This is a genomic window from Xanthomonas sp. CFBP 8445, from assembly GCF_025666235.1.
GTDB lineage: Bacteria > Pseudomonadota > Gammaproteobacteria > Xanthomonadales > Xanthomonadaceae > Xanthomonas_A > Xanthomonas_A indica.
This window is the reverse complement of sequence record NZ_CP102594.1, coordinates 2,027,051-2,044,287: the sequence shown is the minus strand read 5'-3', so window position 1 is coordinate 2,044,287 and position 17,237 is coordinate 2,027,051. Positions and strand designations below refer to the sequence as shown.

18 protein-coding genes are annotated in these 17,237 nt (G+C 69.6%); 8 read left to right on the top strand and 10 right to left on the bottom strand.

Annotation, left to right across the window (positions count from 1 at the left end):
* Positions 1 to 38 precede the first annotated feature (38 nt).
* The 4 genes from NUG21_RS08645 to NUG21_RS08630 form a co-directional block, all read right to left on the bottom strand.
* Positions 39 to 716, bottom strand: coding sequence for a glutathione S-transferase family protein (locus NUG21_RS08645; protein WP_263392823.1), 678 nt, complete (start codon positions 714 to 716; stop codon positions 39 to 41).
* A gap of 100 nt (positions 717 to 816) precedes the next feature.
* Entirely contained in the window at positions 817 to 1,356 is a 540-nt protein-coding gene (locus NUG21_RS08640; protein ID WP_263392822.1) for a GNAT family N-acetyltransferase, read from the bottom strand.
* A 48-nt stretch (positions 1,357 to 1,404) separates the two neighbouring features.
* Entirely contained in the window at positions 1,405 to 2,568 is a 1,164-nt protein-coding gene (locus NUG21_RS08635; protein ID WP_263392821.1) for an acyl-CoA dehydrogenase family protein, read from the bottom strand.
* Positions 2,569 to 2,685: 117 nt separating this feature from the next.
* A complete protein-coding gene (locus NUG21_RS08630; RefSeq protein WP_317852478.1) occupies positions 2,686 to 3,501 on the bottom strand; it encodes a glycine zipper 2TM domain-containing protein in 816 nt (271 codons plus the stop codon).
* A gap of 172 nt (positions 3,502 to 3,673) precedes the next feature.
* Here NUG21_RS08630 and NUG21_RS08625 point away from each other — a divergent pair, with 172 nt between their 5' ends.
* The 3 genes from NUG21_RS08625 to NUG21_RS08615 all read left to right on the top strand — a co-directional run bounded on the left by NUG21_RS08625 (position 3,674) and on the right by NUG21_RS08615 (position 6,603).
* On the top strand, positions 3,674 to 3,913 hold the full coding sequence (locus tag NUG21_RS08625) for a DUF6116 family protein (RefSeq protein ID WP_019796330.1): 240 nt from the start codon (positions 3,674 to 3,676) through the stop codon (positions 3,911 to 3,913).
* 6 nt (positions 3,914 to 3,919) lie between these two features.
* Positions 3,920 to 4,714, top strand: a complete 795-nt coding sequence (locus NUG21_RS08620) for a TatD family hydrolase (RefSeq protein WP_263392820.1) — start codon at positions 3,920 to 3,922, stop codon at positions 4,712 to 4,714.
* A 473-nt stretch (positions 4,715 to 5,187) separates the two neighbouring features.
* A complete protein-coding gene (locus NUG21_RS08615) occupies positions 5,188 to 6,603 on the top strand; it encodes a putative bifunctional diguanylate cyclase/phosphodiesterase (RefSeq protein ID WP_263392819.1) in 1,416 nt (471 codons plus the stop codon).
* On the opposite strand, the gene NUG21_RS08610 is transcribed toward NUG21_RS08615, so the two are convergent.
* Positions 6,600 to 7,412 (bottom strand): tRNA threonylcarbamoyladenosine dehydratase, encoded by an 813-nt coding sequence (locus NUG21_RS08610; protein ID WP_263392818.1) that lies wholly within the window; start codon positions 7,410 to 7,412, stop codon positions 6,600 to 6,602. The two genes, NUG21_RS08615 and NUG21_RS08610, sit on opposite strands and share 4 nt — an antisense overlap.
* Before the next feature lie 131 nt (positions 7,413 to 7,543).
* On the opposite strand from NUG21_RS08610, the gene NUG21_RS08605 reads away from it, so the two are divergent.
* Together NUG21_RS08605 and NUG21_RS08600 are read left to right on the top strand one after the other, a co-directional pair.
* Positions 7,544 to 7,972, top strand: coding sequence for a hypothetical protein (locus NUG21_RS08605; protein ID WP_263392817.1), 429 nt, complete (start codon positions 7,544 to 7,546; stop codon positions 7,970 to 7,972).
* Between the two features lie 297 nt (positions 7,973 to 8,269).
* The gene (locus NUG21_RS08600) at positions 8,270 to 8,752 is read left to right on the top strand and encodes a glycine zipper 2TM domain-containing protein (RefSeq protein ID WP_017912805.1); all 483 of its coding nucleotides are present in this window, start codon (positions 8,270 to 8,272) and stop codon (positions 8,750 to 8,752) included.
* 90 nt (positions 8,753 to 8,842) lie between these two features.
* On the opposite strand, the gene NUG21_RS08595 is transcribed toward NUG21_RS08600, so the two are convergent.
* Entirely contained in the window at positions 8,843 to 9,058 is a 216-nt protein-coding gene (locus NUG21_RS08595) for a cold-shock protein (protein ID WP_029562316.1), read from the bottom strand.
* Positions 9,059 to 9,293: 235 nt separating this feature from the next.
* On the opposite strand from NUG21_RS08595, the gene NUG21_RS08590 reads away from it, so the two are divergent.
* Positions 9,294 to 9,779, top strand: a complete 486-nt coding sequence (locus NUG21_RS08590) for a DUF456 domain-containing protein (protein WP_263392816.1) — start codon at positions 9,294 to 9,296, stop codon at positions 9,777 to 9,779.
* Between the two features lie 142 nt (positions 9,780 to 9,921).
* Positions 9,922 to 11,073, top strand: a complete 1,152-nt coding sequence (locus NUG21_RS08585; RefSeq protein ID WP_263392815.1) for a phospholipase A — start codon at positions 9,922 to 9,924, stop codon at positions 11,071 to 11,073.
* A gap of 58 nt (positions 11,074 to 11,131) precedes the next feature.
* Here the strand turns inward: NUG21_RS08585 and NUG21_RS08580 are convergent, their stop codons facing one another.
* The 4 genes from NUG21_RS08580 to NUG21_RS08565 form a co-directional block, all read right to left on the bottom strand.
* Positions 11,132 to 13,186 (bottom strand): TonB-dependent copper receptor, encoded by a 2,055-nt coding sequence (locus tag NUG21_RS08580; RefSeq protein WP_263392814.1) that lies wholly within the window; start codon positions 13,184 to 13,186, stop codon positions 11,132 to 11,134.
* Between the two features lie 35 nt (positions 13,187 to 13,221).
* Complete coding sequence (locus NUG21_RS08575; RefSeq protein ID WP_263392813.1) at positions 13,222 to 13,665, bottom strand: DUF2946 family protein; 444 nt, start codon at positions 13,663 to 13,665, stop codon at positions 13,222 to 13,224.
* A 321-nt stretch (positions 13,666 to 13,986) separates the two neighbouring features.
* The gene (locus tag NUG21_RS08570) at positions 13,987 to 14,622 is read right to left on the bottom strand and encodes a glutathione S-transferase family protein (protein ID WP_263392812.1); all 636 of its coding nucleotides are present in this window, start codon (positions 14,620 to 14,622) and stop codon (positions 13,987 to 13,989) included.
* 108 nt (positions 14,623 to 14,730) lie between these two features.
* Positions 14,731 to 16,251 (bottom strand): fumarate hydratase, encoded by a 1,521-nt coding sequence (locus NUG21_RS08565; protein WP_160946005.1) that lies wholly within the window; start codon positions 16,249 to 16,251, stop codon positions 14,731 to 14,733.
* 101 nt (positions 16,252 to 16,352) lie between these two features.
* On the opposite strand from NUG21_RS08565, the gene NUG21_RS08560 reads away from it, so the two are divergent.
* Positions 16,353 to 17,231: an RNA polymerase sigma-70 factor gene (locus NUG21_RS08560; protein WP_263392811.1), complete on the top strand. Its 879-nt coding sequence runs from the start codon at positions 16,353 to 16,355 to the stop codon at positions 17,229 to 17,231.
* Positions 17,232 to 17,237: the final 6 nt, after the last annotated feature.

Below are 17,237 nucleotides of genomic sequence, written 5' to 3'. Positions count from 1 at the left end.
CTGAATGAATCTTCAGGCTAGCCGCCGGCGCGCGGCAGTCAGGTGAACGCCGCGGCCGTCCCCGCCAGCGCCAGGCGCGCGCGCACCTCGTCCGGCAGCGGCGGCAGCGCCACGAAGCCCGGCGTGGCGCGCACCCGCTGCAGCCAGTCGCACAGCGCCGGATAGTGCGCCAGGGCGATGCCGGCGTCGCCGGCGCAGTGGGTGTAGGCGAACAGCGCGATGTCGGCGATGCCGTAGGCCGGGCCGGTGAACCAGGCCTGCTCCTGCAGGTGCTGCTCCATCACCGCCAGCGCCCGCGTCGCGCCCTCGCGCAGGCGCGGCAGTTCGGCGCGACGCGGCGAGTCGGCCGGCGTCCAGCCGCAGACGAAGCGCGCCACCGCCACGTAGGGTTCGTGGCTGTACTGCTCGAAGAACAGCCAGCTCAGCGCCTGCGCGCGCTGCCAGGGATCGGCGGGCAGATGGCCGGTGCCCTCGGCCAGCCAGCACAGGATGGCGTTGGATTCGGCCAGCACGCGCCCGTCCTCGCGCTCCAGCAGCGGCACCTTGCCGTTGGGATTCTTGGCCAGGAACGCCGGGGTGCGGGTCTGGCCGTTGGCGCTGTCGATCTCGACCCAGCGGTAAGCGCAGCCCAGTTGCTCCAGCAACAGCCGCACCTTGTAGCAATTGCCGGACAGCGCCATGCCGTACACGGTCAGGGGGAAACGTTCGGCTGCCATGTATCGCTCCTTGCTGAAGGGTCGGGACTGGGGAGTCGGGAACGGGGATTCGCAAGAGCAGGGCCTCGCCCCCCCGACGACGCTCCGCCGCGGCCGCGGGTCAGCGCCGCGCCTGCCATTGCGCGCGCGACTGGCCCCAGACCTCGATCGGCTCCTGCGGCAGTGGCTCCGGCAATTGCCCGGGACGCAGATACTGCGAACCGAGCTTGCCCGCCACCGCCTTGGAGTTGGCGTTGTCCGGCGCGATCACGTGGATCACCTCGCTCCAGCCCAACTGCGCGAACGCCCAGTCGATCGACGCCGCGGCCGCCTCCGGCGCATAGCCATGGCCCCAGTACGGACGCACGATACCCCAACCGACCTCCGTGCCCGGCCAGCCGTGCGGCTGCCAGGGGCCGACCCGGCCGATCCACTGCCCGCTGCGCTTCTCGATCACCGAGAACATCGCGAATCCCTGCAACTGCCAGCTGCCGACCATCGTCGCCAGGCCGCGCCAGACGACCGACGGCGCCTGCACGCCGCCGAGGTGATGCATGGTCTGTGCATCGGCGGAAAACGCGCAGAACGCCGCGAAATCCTCGGCGGTCGGCGGGCGCAGCAACAGGCGCTCGGTTTCCACGCGCACATCGAAGACACTCATCGTCGGTTCTCCTGCAAAACGGGCCCGCGCCGCGCGCGGGACATGGATTCAAAACGCATTGATGCCGGTCAGCTCGCGACCGACCACCAACTGGTGCACGGTTTCGGTGCCTTCGTAGGTGATCACCGATTCCAGGTTCAGCGCATGGCGGATCGCGCCGTAGTCGGTGGTGATGCCGGCGCCGCCGAGCAGGTCGCGGCATTCGCGGGCGATGTCCAGCGCCATGCGCACGTTGTTCCACTTGGCCAGCGACACCTGCGCCGGCTGCAGCGTGCCGGCATCCTTGAGCCGGCCCAGCTGCAGCGCCAGCAACTGCGCGGTGGCGATGCGCCGCGCCATGTCGGCGAGCTTGATCTGCGCGCTCTGGGTCGCCGCCAGCGGCCGCCCGAACAGCATGCGCTCGCCGGCGTAGGCCAGCGCCTCGCGCAAGCAGGCGATGGCCGCGCCGATCGCGCCCCAACTGATGCCGTAGCGGGCCTGGGTCAGGCAGCCCAGCGGCCCCTTCAGCCCGCGCACGCCGGGCAGGCGCTGGCTGTCGGGCAGGCGTACGTCGTCGAAGAACAGCGCCGAGGTCACCGAGGCGCGCAGGCTCATCTTGTGGGTGATGTCCTGGGTGCCGAAGCCCGGGGTGCCGGCCTCGACCAGGAAGCCCTGGATGCCGTCCTCGGTCTGCGCCCACACGATCGCCACGTCGGCGATGCTGCCGTTGGTGATCCACATCTTGCTGCCGCTCAGGCGCCAGCCATCGCCGTCGCGCACCACGCGGGTCTGCATCGCCGCCGGGTCGGAGCCGCCCTGCGCCTCGGTCAGGCCGAAGCAGCCGATCGCGGTGCCGGCGGCCATCGCCGGCAGCCAGCGCTGGCGTTGCGCGTCGCTGCCGTAGGCGTGGATCGGGTACATGCACAGCGAGGACTGCACGCTGACGAAGCTGCGCAGTCCGCTGTCGCCGCGCTCCAGTTCCTGGCAGATCAGGCCGTAGCAGACCGCGTTGAGGCCGCCACCGCCCTGCCCGGCCGGCAGGCTGGCACCGAGCAATCCCAACTGCGCCAGTTCCGGCACCAGTTCGCGCGGGAACCGCGCCTGGTCGAAGGCGTCGCCGATCACCGGCAGCACCCTGGCATCGACGAAGCGCGCCACCGCCTGCTGGATCGCGCGTTCTTCCTCGGTCAGCAGCGCGGCTACGTTGAACAGGTCGTCGCAAGGCAAGGGCATGGCGGGTGTCCACGGCGAAAGCCGCATTGTATCGGCCCCGCCCGCGCTGCCGCCCGCAGACAGACGAAGGCCGGCGCAAGCGCCGGCCTTCGGAGGGAGGTGCAGCGTGGGTGCGACTCAGCGCTGGCTGACGTCGCTGTCGCCGGCCGAGGCGGTCTGGGTGACCAGGCGGCCGTCCAGGACCGGCAGGCGGTCGCTGTTCGGGCGGTCATCCATGCGCACGGTCTTTTCCTGGCCGTCGTAGCGATAGGTCACGTCGTAGCCCTTGACCACGTCCTGCGTGCCCATGGCGATGCGGCTGCCCGGCTTGCTGTCCATGCGCATGGTGCCGGTGGTGCCGTCGTCGTTGCGGTAGGTCACGTTGTAGCCGGTGATGGTCGAGGACTGCGCAGTGCTGTTCTCGGTGTGGCACTGGCGCTCGGTGCGGTCGACCACGCGGCCGCCGACGTGGTTCTGGTCGATGCGGTTGCCGATGAAGCCGCCGGCCACCGCGCCGGCCGCGGTCGCGGCCTTGCGGCCATTACCATGACCCACCTGGTTGCCGAGCAGGCCGCCGACCAGCGCACCGACCACGGTGCCGCCGACGTTGCCGTCGCGCTCGGGCAGGCGCTCCTGCACCACCACGTCATTGCAGACCTGGCGCGGGGTGGTGGTGGTGGAGGTCTCGCGCAGTGGCTCGGTACCGATCACCTCGGCATAGCGCTGCTGTTTCTGGGTGATCGGGTCGACCCGCACCACGTCGGCGTAGTCCAGCTTGCCGCCGACGCTGTTGTCCAGCGCGCTGTCGCCACGCGTATTGTCCAGGGCCGGACGCACGTCGCTGTTGGCGACGTCCACCGGTTTGTCGCGATTGTTCATGAAGGCCGCGGTGGCGACGCCGCCGACCAGCAAGGCGCCAGCCGCGACCAGAACGGTTGTCGTAGTGCTTTTCATGTGTGCTCTCCTGCGGGCTGACCGCGTTGTCTACGGTGCTGTGATTACCATGCGGAAGCTGAACCAATCCGCTCCCTATTCAGCAATGCGTCGGCGCCGCGACTGGTAACGCCGCCAGAACGTCGCCATATCGAGGCTGTTAGCGTTTCCACCGCTCCCCGGAGGACGTGCCGTGCCCAATCCGATCGTGTATCCGCTGCTGCGCTGGGCGGGCAAATTGCGCTACCCGACGCTGTTCAAGATCACCGCCGGGCTGTTCGTGCTGAGCGTGCTGCTGCCCGACCCGGTGCCCTTCATCGACGAGATCGTGTTCGGCCTGGGCACCTTGCTGCTGGCCAACTGGAAGAGCCGCACGCCGGCGCCGGCCACCGACGAACCGCTGACCTCCACCGCGCAGCGCGTGCGCCGCTGAGCGCCGATGCAGTTGATCGACAGCCATTGCCACCTGGATGCGGAGGAGTTCGACCCGGACCGTGCCGCGGTGATCGCACGCGCGCAGGCGGCAGGCGTCCAGGCGCAGGTGGTGCCGGCGATCACTGCGGCCTCCTGGCCCAAACTGCGTGATGTATGCGCGGCCGCGCCCGGCCTGTATCCGGCGTATGGCCTGCATCCGCTGTTCCTGGGTCGGCACCGCCCCGAGCACCTGCCCTTGCTCGGCCAATGGATCGAACGCGAGCGCCCCTGCGCCATCGGCGAATGCGGCCTGGACTTCTTCGTCGAAGGGTTGGACGAAGCCGAGCAGCAGCGGTATTTCGTCGGGCAACTGCAACTGGCACGAGCGTTCGACCTGCCGGTGATCGTGCATGCGCGGCGTGCGGTGGACGCGGTGATCCTGGCGATCCGCAAGGTCGGCGGCGTGCGTGGCGTGGTGCACAGTTTCGCCGGCAGCGCCGAACAGGCCGCGCAGTTGCGTTCGCTGGATTTCCTGATCGGCCTCGGCGGGCCGGTCACCTACGAACGGGCGCAGCGCCTGCGCCGGCTCGCCGCCACGGCGCCCCTGGAGCAACTGCTGCTGGAGACCGATGCGCCGGACCAGCCCGATGCGGCGATCCGCGGGCAGCGCAACGAACCGGCGCGGCTGCGCACGGTGCTGGACACCATCGCCGCGCTGCGCGACGCACCTGCCGCGGCCATTGCCGCGCAGACCACGGCCAACGCACGACGCCTGTTCGGCCTGCCCGATACGCGCGCCGCGACGCCTGTCACCACCTGACGCGGCGCGTCCCTGCGCACCGCAATTCCGACACTGCACGTCGCTTACTGACGCATTGACGCAGGTACAGACGCTACACGCCGGCCACGCACGGCGCGACGGCAAGGCGATCGGCGTGACACCTCGCCTGTCGAAACGGCTTTCGTACGAAACTGTGAACTGGGCAGGTGGATGACTGCCTTTCGACCGCGTTTCGGCGCACTTGCTTCTGCTACTGTGCACCGCGCTGAAACGGCGAGCGGCTCCTTTGTCCGCCAGGCACCGGAGTGTGAATCCGTTCGCTCTCAGCAAAGGCTTGGCGGCCGGCTCGATGGCGCGCGTTCTGGCAGATCGGATCCTCCTGGCGTGAAACAACCGGCAAGCCGCATTCCCTACCCGCTTCTCCACGGCGCGCGGCGCACGCATGCGATCGCGTCGTCCTCCGCTGCCGCTCCGGCGCGAACGACGACGGCGCGCACGCGGGCGCTGCGACGATGAAGAGCGGCACGAGTTCGGAAAAACCCGCCTCCAACGGCGAAAGCTGGGTCTCCCTGAAATTCCGCGACAGCAATCGCAGCCGCAAGATGCGCAGCACCCTGACCCTGGCCGGGGTCTCGTGCACCACGCTCGGCGCCCTGTGGACCGTGTGCTACCTGTATTACGGCCGGCCGGAGTTGGCGTTCGCCTTCGTCGGACTGACCGCCGTGGGCCTGCTGGCGCTGGGCCGCCGCCGCCATTGCGACGAAGCCTCGCTGTCGCTGGTGGCGCACGGCATCTTCGTCGTGGTGCTGGTGATCTCGATCATCGACGCGCCGATCGGCACGGTGCCGCGCTCGGTGCACACCTTCTTCCTGCCGCTTGCGGCCGGCGCGCTGTTCGTGTTCGACCGCAGCCGCCGCTACCGCGCGCTGGTGTTCCCGCTGGCCTGCCTGGGCGCCTTCGTCGCGTTCGGCTCGGGCGAACTGGACTGGCTGGCGCCGGCGTCCTCGCCACCGCTGGGGATGCGCCGGCTCGGCGCGATCTCCAACATGGCGTGCGCGGCCGGCTTGCTGGCGGCGATCCTGCACATCTACCGCAACGACGTGAACGCGCGCATTTCGCTGGAGCGGGAGTTGGCGCGTGCGGTCGGCAACAGCGAGATCGAGGTGTTGTACCAGCCGCAGGTCAACGCGCACGGCCATATGCTCGGGGCCGAGGCGCTGGTGCGCTGGCGGCACCCCAGCGGCAAGCTGCTGACTCCGGACAAGTTCATCCCGCTGGCCGAAGAGAGCCAATTGATTCGCGAAGTGGGACTGGAAGTGCTGCGCCAGGTCTGCCGCACGCTGCGGCGCTGGTCGCTGGAACCGGACCTACGTGCGCTGGTGGTGGCGGTGAACGTCAGCCCGGTGCAGTTGCTCGATCCCAACTTCGTGGCCTCGGTGAAGCAGGTGATCACCAGCGAGGGCGTGGCGCCGGCATCGCTGGAATTCGAGCTGACCGAGTCGGCGCTGTATGTGGACACCGCCGGGGTGCGCGCCAAGATGCACGAACTCAAGACGTTCGGCATCGGCTGGGCACTGGACGACTTCGGCACCGGCTTCTCGTCGCTGGCGATGCTCAGGACGCTCCCCGTCACCAAGCTCAAGATCGACCGGCAGTTCGTCAACGACGCCAAGGCCGACGAATCCTCGCGGCGCCTGCTGGCCAAGATCGTGGAGATCTCCGAGGTGATGGGCATGGTTGCGCTCGCCGAAGGCATCGAGGATGCGCAGCAGTGCGAGATGCTCTCGGCGATGGGCTGCCGGCACTTCCAGGGCTTCCTGTTCGGCCGACCGCAGCCGGCGCAGGACCTGGAACGGCTGGCCACGCTGCAGGCCGGGACCGAGCGCAACCTGGCGAACGCTGCGCCGCCGCCAGCCGCAACGCGCTAGGCGGCCGCGGCCTCGCGCGCCGCGACGCGCTTCAACAGCATCTCCAGGGCCTTGCCGACCGCGGCGAAGGCGAACGCACCGGTGATGTGGGTGGCCGCGCCAAGGCCGGCGCCACAGTCCAGGTTCAAGGCCGCATCCGGCCCCAGCGCCGGCCGCAGTCCGCAGACGCTGCCGTCGGCCTGCGGGTAGCGCACGTTTTCCAGCGAGTACACGGCCGGCACGCCGAAATAGCGCTGCGGGTTCTTGGGGAAGTTGAATTCGCTGCGCAGCTTCTTGCGGATCAGCGCCAGCATCGCGTCGTGCTCGGTCCGCGACACGTCGCGGATCCGCACCAGGGTCGGATCGGTGCGTCCGCCGGCCGAGCCCACCGTCAGCAGCGGCAGCTTGCGCCGCCGGCACCAGGCGATGGTCTCGACCTTGACCCGGAAGCTGTCGCAGGCGTCGATCACCAGGTCGAAGCCGGCATCGAGCAGTTCGGCGATGTTGGTCGGGGTCAGGAAGGCCTCGACCGCGACCGCCTCGATCTGCGGATTGATCGCCACGCAGCGCTCGGCCATGGCCACGGCCTTGTTGCGACCGTACTGCCCGGCCAGCGCCGGCAGCTGCCGGTTGGTGTTGGACACGCAGATGTCGTCGGCGTCGATCAGGGTCAGATGCCCGACCGCCGAGCGCGCCAGTGCCTCCACCACCCACGAGCCGACCCCGCCCATGCCCACCACCGCCACCCGGCACTGCGCCAGCCGCCCGATCGTTCCTTGCCCGTAGAGCCGGTCGATGCCGGCGAAACGCTCGCGCCATTGTTCGTTCATCCGCCTATTTTAGGCCGGGATTGGGGATTGGGGATTGGGGATAGGCGATTCCCCGCAGCGGTCTGGGCGCTCGTGCGCGACGCGTTGCCACAGGCGTACCATCGGGACTCCATCCCGCTGCGCCTGCTCCGATGGCCAAGCCGCCTGCGCCCACCTCCGCTTCCCGCTATCTGTTCGTGTTGCTGGCCGGGCTGCTGCTCGGCCTGGTGCTGACGGTGATGGCGCTGCGCGCGGTGCAGGCGCGGCAGGATCCGTTCCCGCGCAGCCTGATGCAGGTCATGGGCAAGCAACTGGCGTTGCTCGAACGCGACACCGCGCACCGGCAATGCAGTGGCGCCGGTCCGCAGGCGCGCCTGCGCACCTTGCGCCTGCTCGGCGACGAACTGGACACGGCCTTCCCCGACCTGGCCGACGACAGCCGCTTTCGCGAGCATGCCGATGCCTTGCGCGCGGGCGTCGACGCGGCACTGGCGCCGCCGCCGGCCGACTGCGCCGCGCTGGCGCAGGCCCGCCAGCAGATCGACGAACGCTGCGACGCCTGCCACCGCGATTTCCGCTGAACGTGCAGCGAGACAGGAAGAACGTCCAGCCTGTCTGGCGGCATGCAATCGCGCGGATCGATGCCGATACGATCCGCGTTTCCACGGACGTGCCATCGCGCATAGCGCTGAGCCGCAGACGCGCTGTGTGCCGAACGCGCCCTCGCACGCTTGCATGAATTGCCGCTGACGCCGGCCGCGGCGAGGCTGAACGGCGCCTGCCAGGGTTGGCGTTGCATTCACGCAGGGGTGGACAGGATGCGTGCGAACGCGGCGCTGCCGCCGCGCTCCACATACTGTCTGTCGAGGAGAGCACCCATGAAGATTCAACTGATGGCCACCGCGGCCGTGGCGACCCTGGCGCTGGCAGGCTGCGCCACGTCCCCCGGCTATGGCGGCGGTTACGGCGGCGGCTACAGCCAGCCGGCGCGCGGCGGTTACACCCAGACCCGCTGCGCCGACTGCGGCATCGTCACCCGCATCGACACCGTGCCGTCGGGCCGCACTGCGCCGTCGGCCACGGGCGCGATCCTGGGCGGCATCGTCGGCGCGGTCGCCGGCCACGAGATTTCCGACCACACCGGCGGCAGCAAGGGCAACCAGAACGTGTCGGCGGTGGCCGGCGCGGCGGCCGGCGCGCTGGCCGGCAACCAGATCCAGAAGAACGTCACCAGCGACACCTACGACGTGCACGTGCAGATGGACGACGGGCGGGTGATCGTGGTCAACCAGCGCGACCTGGCCGGCGTGCGCGAGAACACCTACGTGCGCGTGGTCAACGGGCGCGTGGTGCCGCGCTGATTCGCGCCGGCGGCATTGCCTGACATGCAAAAAGGCCCGCAATGCGGGCCTTTTTGCTGCGCGTGGCGCACCGCGGCGCGCGGCGGCGACTCAGAGCGGCTGCACCGCGTCGGCCTGCAGGCCCTTCTGACCCTGCACCACGGTGAAGCTGACCTTCTGGCCTTCCTTCAGGCTCTTGAAGCCCTGGGTCTGGATGGCGCGGAAGTGCACGAACACGTCTTCGCCGTTCTCGCGGCTGATGAAACCGAAACCCTTGGCATCGTTGAACCACTTCACGGTGCCGTTTTCGCGATTGCCGTTCATGATGGACTTACTCCTTGGAACACGTCTCAGGGGTGGGTACGCCGGGGGTGCGGCGGCTGGTTGCAAGGAGGAAGCGAGGTATAACGATGTAGCGGATCGATGGATCTACCGCATCAGGCCACGATTCACGGTGACCTTTGCAAACGCAGCGGCTGCAACTTACCCCGGTCAAAATGAAAATGCAATCCGCAAAAAGACCCCATCTGTCAACCCCCAAATCTCCCCCGCGGTGAGCCACGTGGACCCTGCGTTCATCTATTACCTGTGTGCCGGACTGCTGGTGTTGGTCGGGCTGGCGGGGGTGGTGCTGCCGGCCCTGCCGGGGACGCCGCTGATGTTCGCCGGGCTGCTGCTGGCGGCCTGGGCCGACGGCTTCCAGCGCGTGGGCTGGCCGACGCTGACCGTGCTCGGCGTGCTCACCGCACTGTCGCTGCTGGTCGACCTGCTGGCCACCGCGTTCGGCGCGCAGCGCGTCGGCGCCAGCCGCAAGGCGCTGTGGGGGTCGGTGCTGGGCGGGATCGCCGGCATGCTCTTCATGCCGATCGGGCTGTTCGTCGGCCCCTTCGTCGGCGCCCTGGTCGGGGAGTACTGGCACGGCCGCGAACTGCGGCAGGCGACGCGGGTCGGGGTCGGTACCTGGCTTGGGATCGTGCTGGGCACCGCTGCCAAGCTTGGCCTGGCGCTGGCGATGCTGGCGCTGTTCGCGGTGGCCTGGCTGCTCTGACGCAGCACGCCTGAAGACCGCGTCGCGGCGACAGCATGAACGTGTGATGACCCTGTTGTCGTCACTTCCTGTATTTTCCCTGCCGGCCATTCACCCCGGCAGCGCACCACCCGCCCGCGCCGCCCGTTGCAGCGAGAACCGCATGTCCCACCGCCAGGTCCGCCCCCTGTTACTGCTGTCGATCGCGGCCGTGCCGCTTGCGCACGCGCAGGAAGTCCTGCCCACCCCCGCCTCGCCGGAAGCCTGCGTGGCCATCTCCAGCGATGCCGCCCGCCTGGCTTGCTACGACCAGGCACTGTCGCGCCGGACCGCCGACCCGCAGGCCGCGGACGCCGCGGCGCAGGCCGCCAGCGAACGCCAGAAGCAGAAACTGGACGCGACCCTGCCGGAGGACGCCGGCGTCGCCGAACGCACCCGCCAGCGGGCCGCGGCGATCTTCAAGGAGGATCGCTACGACAGCACCATCGCCAATGCCGGCAAGGGCTCGCTGCTGGACAGCCGCTGGGAGCTGGCCAAGGACTCCAAGCTGGGCACCTTCCAGTTGCGCGCCTACAAGCCGGTGTACCTGCTGCCGGCGTTCTGGACCAGCAAGAAGAACGAACTGCCGTCCTCGCCGAACCCCGCCAACACGGTGACCACCGCCGAGCCGCTGGACAGCTTGGAGGCGAAGTTCCAGCTGAGCTTCAAGACCAAGATCGTGGAGAACATCTTCGGCGACAACGGCGACCTGTGGGGCGGCTACACCCAGAGCTCGCGCTGGCAGGTCTACAACTCGGAGCAGTCGCGGCCGTTCCGCGAGACCAACTACGAGCCGGAAGTGATGCTGGTGTTCCGCAACAACTACAGCCTGTTCGGCTGGAAGGGGCGGATGACCGGCATCCAGCTGACCCACCAGTCCAACGGCCGCAGCGATCCGCTGTCGCGCAGCTGGAACCGGGCGATGCTCAACATCGGCCTGGACCGCGACAACTGGGCGCTGGTGCTGCGCCCCTGGTACCGCATCCCGGAGAGCCGCAAGCAGGACAACAACCCGGACATCGAGGACTACATGGGCCGCGGCGACGCGACCCTGATCTACAACCGCAACGGCCACGAGGTGGCGCTGATGGCGCGGCACTCGCTGCGCGGCGGCGACCGTTCGCACGGCGCGGTGCAGCTGGACTGGGGCTTCCCGATCAGCAACCTGCTGCGCGGCCATGTGCAGGTGTTCGATGGCTACGGCGAGAGCATGATCGACTACAACCACCGCGCCACCTACGTCGGCGTGGGCATCTCGCTGCTGGAATGGTTCTGATCGGCCACGCCTGAGCGACGCACGCGGCGCCCGCCTGGGCGTCGCGTGCGCCGGTCGCTCAGAACCGGTAGTTGCCCTTCAGCCACAGGTTGCGGCCCGGTTCGGCGATGCGCACCGGGTCGGCCGGGAAGCCGAAATCGGCACTGCCGGCCAGGTTGAGATGTTCGCTGTAGCGCCGGTCGAACACGTTGTCGATGCCGGCGCTCAGCCGCAGCCCCTCGCTGACCCGGTAGCCGCCGCTCAGCCCCAGCGTGGCGAAACCGGCGCTGCGGCCGAGGTCGCGGCCGACCACGTTGCCCTGGCCCAACGCCACCCGACCCTGCCGCGCGACCGCGCGCAGCAGCGCCCCGGCCGACCAGCGTTGCCCTTCCCACTGCACCTGCAGCCGCGATTCCAGCGGCGGCATCTGCGGCAATGGCGTGCCGTCGCTGCGGTTCTCGCCCCAGGCATAGGCCAGCGTGCCGCCAAGGGTCAGGCCCGGCAGCGGCTGCCAGTCCAGTCCAGCCTCGGCGCCGGCGATGCGCGCATCGACGTTGTCGACGCGGGTGGTGGTGCCCATCATCCCGCCCTCGGCATAGGTGAACAGGATGAAGTCCTGCACCCGCCCGGCGTAGGCGGAGACCCAGCCCTGCACGGTCGCGCCGCGGTACTGCAGGCCGAGATCGAGCTGGGTGGTGCGCTCGGGGCGCAGCCCGGCAAAGGCGTTGGCCGCGCCGCTCGGGCCCATGTCGGCGGAAAACAGTTCCCAGTAGTCGGGCATGCGCGCGCTGCGGCCGAGGCCGGCATACCAGACCGTGTCGGCCGAGAGGGTGCGCTCCACGCGCAGGAAGCCGCTGCCCAGGTCTTCGCGGCGCGTCTGTCCGGCGGTGGGATTGGGCATGCCCATCATGCCGACGCTGCGGCGGGTGTCCTCGACCTGCGCGCGATCCAGGCGCAGGCCTGCGATCCAGCGTTGCGCCGTGCCGGCGCCGAAGGTGGCTTCAGTGAACGCGCCAAGATTGTCGAAGCGCGCGTCGGTACGCCACGGCACGCTCCGGTACGCGCCCTCGCCGCTGGCGCTGCGGTCGCGGTGGCGGCTTTGCTGGCTGTCGAGGCCGGCCTGGACCACGACCTGGTCCCAGCGCCACTCCGACTCCACGCGCCCGCCGCGGATGCGCCGGTCGACGTTGGAAGCCATCGGCATCGGCATCGCCGACTGCGGGTTGGGCCGGCGCAACGTGTAGTTGTCCATGACGTGGTCGGCATCGTTGACGTAGGCGTTGGCGCGCAGCGCCTCCCAGGCGCCGGGCAGGTCGGTGCGCTCGAAGCGCGCGGCGTAGCTGGTGCGGCGGAACTGGGTGCCGTCCATGCTGCGCCCGGCGTAGCGCGCCAGGCCATCGCCGCTACCGGCGGAGAACTCCAGCACGGTGTCCGGGTCCGGGGTCCAGCCGACCGCGGCATCGGCATTCCATTTGCGCCAGCGTGCGGGCACCACCGCACCGTCGCCATCGCGGTAGTCGCCGGACTCGGAGCGGTTGGCGTCCACGCGCGCGTAGCCGCTGCGGTTGCCGCCGCGCAGGTCCAGGTTCTGGTCATTGCGGTTCCAGGAGCCGACCAGCGCACTGGCCTCGCCCTCCAGCGTCGGCCCGGCGTAGTGCGGTGTATCGCGCTCGAAGCGCACGGTGCCGGCGGAGGCGCCGGGTCCCCAGCGCACGGTCTGCGGGCCCTTGACGATGGTGAGCCGGTCGAAGGTTTCCGGGGCGATGTAGGACAAGGCATTGTCCATGCGCGCCGGGCACGCCCCGACCAGGGTGCCGTCGTTGCTGAGCACGTTGAGCCGCGAGCCGAACATGCCGCGCAGCACCGGATCGCCGTTGGTGCCGCCGTTGCGGATCGCGGCGAAGCCGGGCACGGTCTTCAGATAGTCGGCGCCGTCGCTGGCCGGCACCGGCTGCCGCGGCAACTTCGGATCCACCGTCCAGGTCAGCGGCGCGACCGGGGCGGTGGCGGTCACCTGCATCCGGTCGAGGGTGGTGGCGTCGGGCGTCTCGGCATGGCCGAACGCAGGAAACAGACTGGCGAGGATGCAGCACGACAACGCCGCCCGCGTGGGCGACGGCAGGAAGTGGGACATGGATTGGACTCCAGAAAGGAACGGCGCCGGCGCGCCTAGCGCACCGGAAACAGGAGAGCGTTCTGGAGATTGAGTGGCGGTGCGCGTGCGGCGTGCGCGCGCCAGCGCACGGCAGCGTGGATGCGATGGCGCAATGGCGTCGCGGCTGCAGGCGCGGGCAGCGCAGCGGCCAGCAGCAGAACGATCGCCAGCCACGGCAACAGCCGTGCGGCGAGCAGGCAGTAGTCGCAGGCGGCGTGCGCCAGGCCATGGTCGCGCTGCACACCCGACGCGTCTTCATGGCCGGCATTGACGGCGCCGTGCTGCGGCGGCACGTCCGCGTCGGCCTGCAATCCGATCGAGGTGCACAACGGCACCGGCAGTACCGCCGCCTCGAGCAGGCGGCTGGCCACCGGCGCGACCACCAGCAACAGCGCGGCCAGCAAGGCGGGCCAGCGCATCAGGCGGCGCAGTCGGGCGGGAGCGCGGAGGGCGGACACGGCGCCATTCTAGGCGGCACTGACAGCAGCGAACGGACCAGGGAAGCGGGTGCGACAACGTGACGCAGGGTGGCAAGGCCATGCGCTACTTGGCCTACGCGGCGCTTTCATGTGTGTGGCACACCACGCGAACGGCCAGTGCGCCTGCCCAATCCATGCAGCGTTAGTTCGACTCCCAGGTCGAAGGCAAGGAAAAAGCGCGCGCGCTAGTGCGGATGGTGCGAGCGCCAGCGCGATGCACTAAGAACGCAATCGAAAACCCCGCAACCGACGCCAGCCAACGCGGCCGCCGACATCCGGCGCGACGCCCCGCGTCGCCACTCACATCCAATCGGTAATGCCCTCCCGCCGATAGGCTTCGTGGAACGCCGGGCGCGCCTTCATCCTGTCGGCCAACGCCTTTAGTGCCGACCAGGTGTCGGTGGGCCGCGACATGTTGCGCGACCAGCGCATCAGCATGACCAGCACGAAGTCGGCGGCGCTGCAGTGCTCGCCGAGCAGGTAGGGACCGCCCTGCTCCAGTTGGGTCGCCACCTCGTCCCAGGCCTTTTCCAGGAACGCGCGGGCGTTGGCGCGCACGCGCTCGGCATTCTCGGCGCCGGCCGGTTCGTCGGGATAGAACCAATCGCGGTAGGCCGGCATCAGGGTGTAGGCGCCGAACAGCATCCAGCGGTAGTAGGCCGCGCGCTCTGGCGTGCCGGGCGGCGGCGCCAGGCCGGCATGCGGATACAGGTCGGCCAGGTGCATGGCGATGGCGACCGATTCGGTCAGCACCTGTCCGTCCAGCACCAGGGTCGGCACGCGTCCCTGCGGGTTGAGCGCCAGATACTCGGGACTTTTCTGCTCCTGGCGGTCGAAATCGAGCATGCGCAGTTCGAAATCGACCTGCAGTTCGATCAGCAACCAGTGCACGACGAACGAGGCGGTACTGGGCGAGCCGTAAAGCACGATGGACACGACGCTTTCCCCGGAGGCGAACCAGCGCCGATTATTGCCGCGACGCCGGCGCACCGCCAGCGCCACGCACAACGCCGGCATCCACGCCGGCGTTCGCGCTGCCGCCGATCAGGCCTCGACCACCACCGGGATCTTGCCGATGCGCGCCTGCCACTCGCGCGGGCCGGTCTTGTGCACCGACTCGCCGCTGGCATCGACCGCCACGGTCACCGGCATGTCCTTGACCTCGAACTCGTAGATCGCCTCCATGCCCAGGTCTTCGAACGCCAGCACCTTGCTGGCCTTGATCGCCTTGGACACCAGATAGGCCGAGCCGCCGACCGCCATCAGGTACACGGCCTTGTTGTCGCGGATCGCGGCGATCGCCGCATCGCCGCGCTCGGACTTGCCGACCATGCCCAGCAGGCCGGTCTGCTCCAGCATCTGCCGGGTGAACTTGTCCATGCGCGTGGCGGTGGTGGGGCCGGCCGGGCCGACCACTTCGTCGCGCACCGGATCGACCGGACCGACGTAGTAGATGAAGCGGTTGGTGAAATCCACCGGCAGCGTCTCGCCGCGGTTGAGCATGTCGATCATGCGCTTGTGCGCGGCGTCGCGACCGGTCAGCAGCTTGCCGTTGAGCAGGATGGTCTCGCCCGGCTTGAAGCTGGCCACGTCCTCGCGGGTGATGGTGTCCAGGTTCACCCGGCGCGCGTTGGTCGGGTTGTAGGTGAGCTTGGGCCAGTCTTCCAGCGAGGGCGGATCCAGCATCACCGCGCCGCTGCCGTCCAGGGTGAAGTGCGCATGGCGGGTGGCCGCGCAGTTGGGGATCATCGCCACCGGCAGGTTGGCGGCGTGGGTCGGATAGTCCTTGACCTTGATGTCCAGCACCGTGGTCAGGCCGCCCAGGCCCTGCGCGCCGATGCCCAGCGCGTTGACCTTCTCGTACAGCTCCAGGCGCAGTTCCTCGGCACGGTTGGACGCGCCGCGGGCCTGCAGATCGACGATGTCGATCGGCTCCATCAGCGCTTCCTTGGCCAGCAGCATCGCCTTCTCGGCGGTGCCGCCGATGCCGATGCCGAGCATGCCCGGCGGGCACCAGCCGGCGCCCATGGTCGGCACGGTCTTGAGCACCCAGTCGACGATGGAGTCGGAGGGATTGAGCATGGCGAACTTGCTCTTGGCCTCCGAGCCGCCGCCCTTGGCCGCGACGATGACGTCCACCGTGTCACCGGGGACGACCTTCACGTTGACCACGGCCGGGGTGTTGTCCTTGGTGTTCTGGCGCTTGCCGGCAGGGTCGGCCAGCACCGAAGCGCGCAGCTTGTTGTCCGGATGGTTGTAGGCGCGGCGCACGCCCTCGTTGACCATGTCCTCCACGCCCATGGTGGCGTCGTCCCAGCGCACGTTCATGCCAATCTCGAGGAATACGGTGACGATGCCGGTGTCCTGGCAGATCGGCCGGTGGCCCTCGGCGCACATGCGCGAATTGATCAGGATCTGCGCGATGGCGTCCTTGGCCGCCGGCGACTGCTCGCGCTCGTAGGCCGCGGACAGGTTCTTGATGTAGTCGACCGGGTGGTAGTAGCTGATGTACTGCAGCGCGTCGGCGACGGACTGGATGAGGTCTTCCTGCTTGATCGAGGTCACGGCTGGCTCTGCGGCTGGCGGGGGGAAACCCGCTCATTTTAGGGCAAAGTGGCGGCCCCGCCCGCTGTCACGCCGGCACGCCCTGTTCCGTCCTGGTCGTCATGACCCACGATCCGACCTTCGAATCCCACCGCCCCCGGCTGTTCGGCCTGGCCTACCGCCTGCTCGGCAGCCGCGCCGACGCCGAAGACACCGTGCAGGATGCCTGGCTGCGCTGGCAGGCCAGCGACCGCGGCGCGATCCGCGACCCCGAAGCCTGGCTGGTGACCGCCACCACCCGGCTCGGCCTGGACCGCCTGCGCGCGGCGCGCAGCGCCCGCGTCCACTACGTCGGCCCGTGGCTGCCCGAACCGCTGGAGATCGCCGACGCCGCCGACCCGGCCGAGCGCCATGACCGCACCGAACAGGTGTCGCTGGCGTTCCTGGCGCTGCTGGAGCGGCTCGGCCCGCACGAGCGCGCCGCGTTCCTGCTGAAGGAGGCGTTCGACTACGACTACGCGCAGATCGGCCGCACCCTGGAGCGCAGCGAGGCCGGCTGCCGGCAACTGGTGCACCGGGCGCGCGCGCGGCTCGGCCAGGGCCAGGCGCGCTTCGCGGTCACGCCCGAGCGCCACCGCGAGTTGCTGGAGCGCTTCCTGCACGCCTCGCAGCGCGGCGACCGCGCCGCCATCGCCGCCTTGCTACATGCCGACGCGCAGTTGCGCTCCGACGGCGGCGGCAAGGTTACCGCCAGCCTGCGCCCGTTGCACGGCGCCGAGCGCATCGGCCGGCTGTACTGGGCCGTGGCGCGGCGCAACCTGGGCCTGCAGGCGCGGATCGGCACGGTCAACGGCGAACCGGCGATCCTGCGCTTCCTGGGGCCGCGGCTGCATTCGGCGACCGTGCTGGTGATCGACGGCGAGCGCATCGCCGAGGTGCTGACCCTGATGAACCCGGACAAGCTGCCGGTGCCGACGGCCCCGCCTGGCGCCGACGACTGAGCTTCG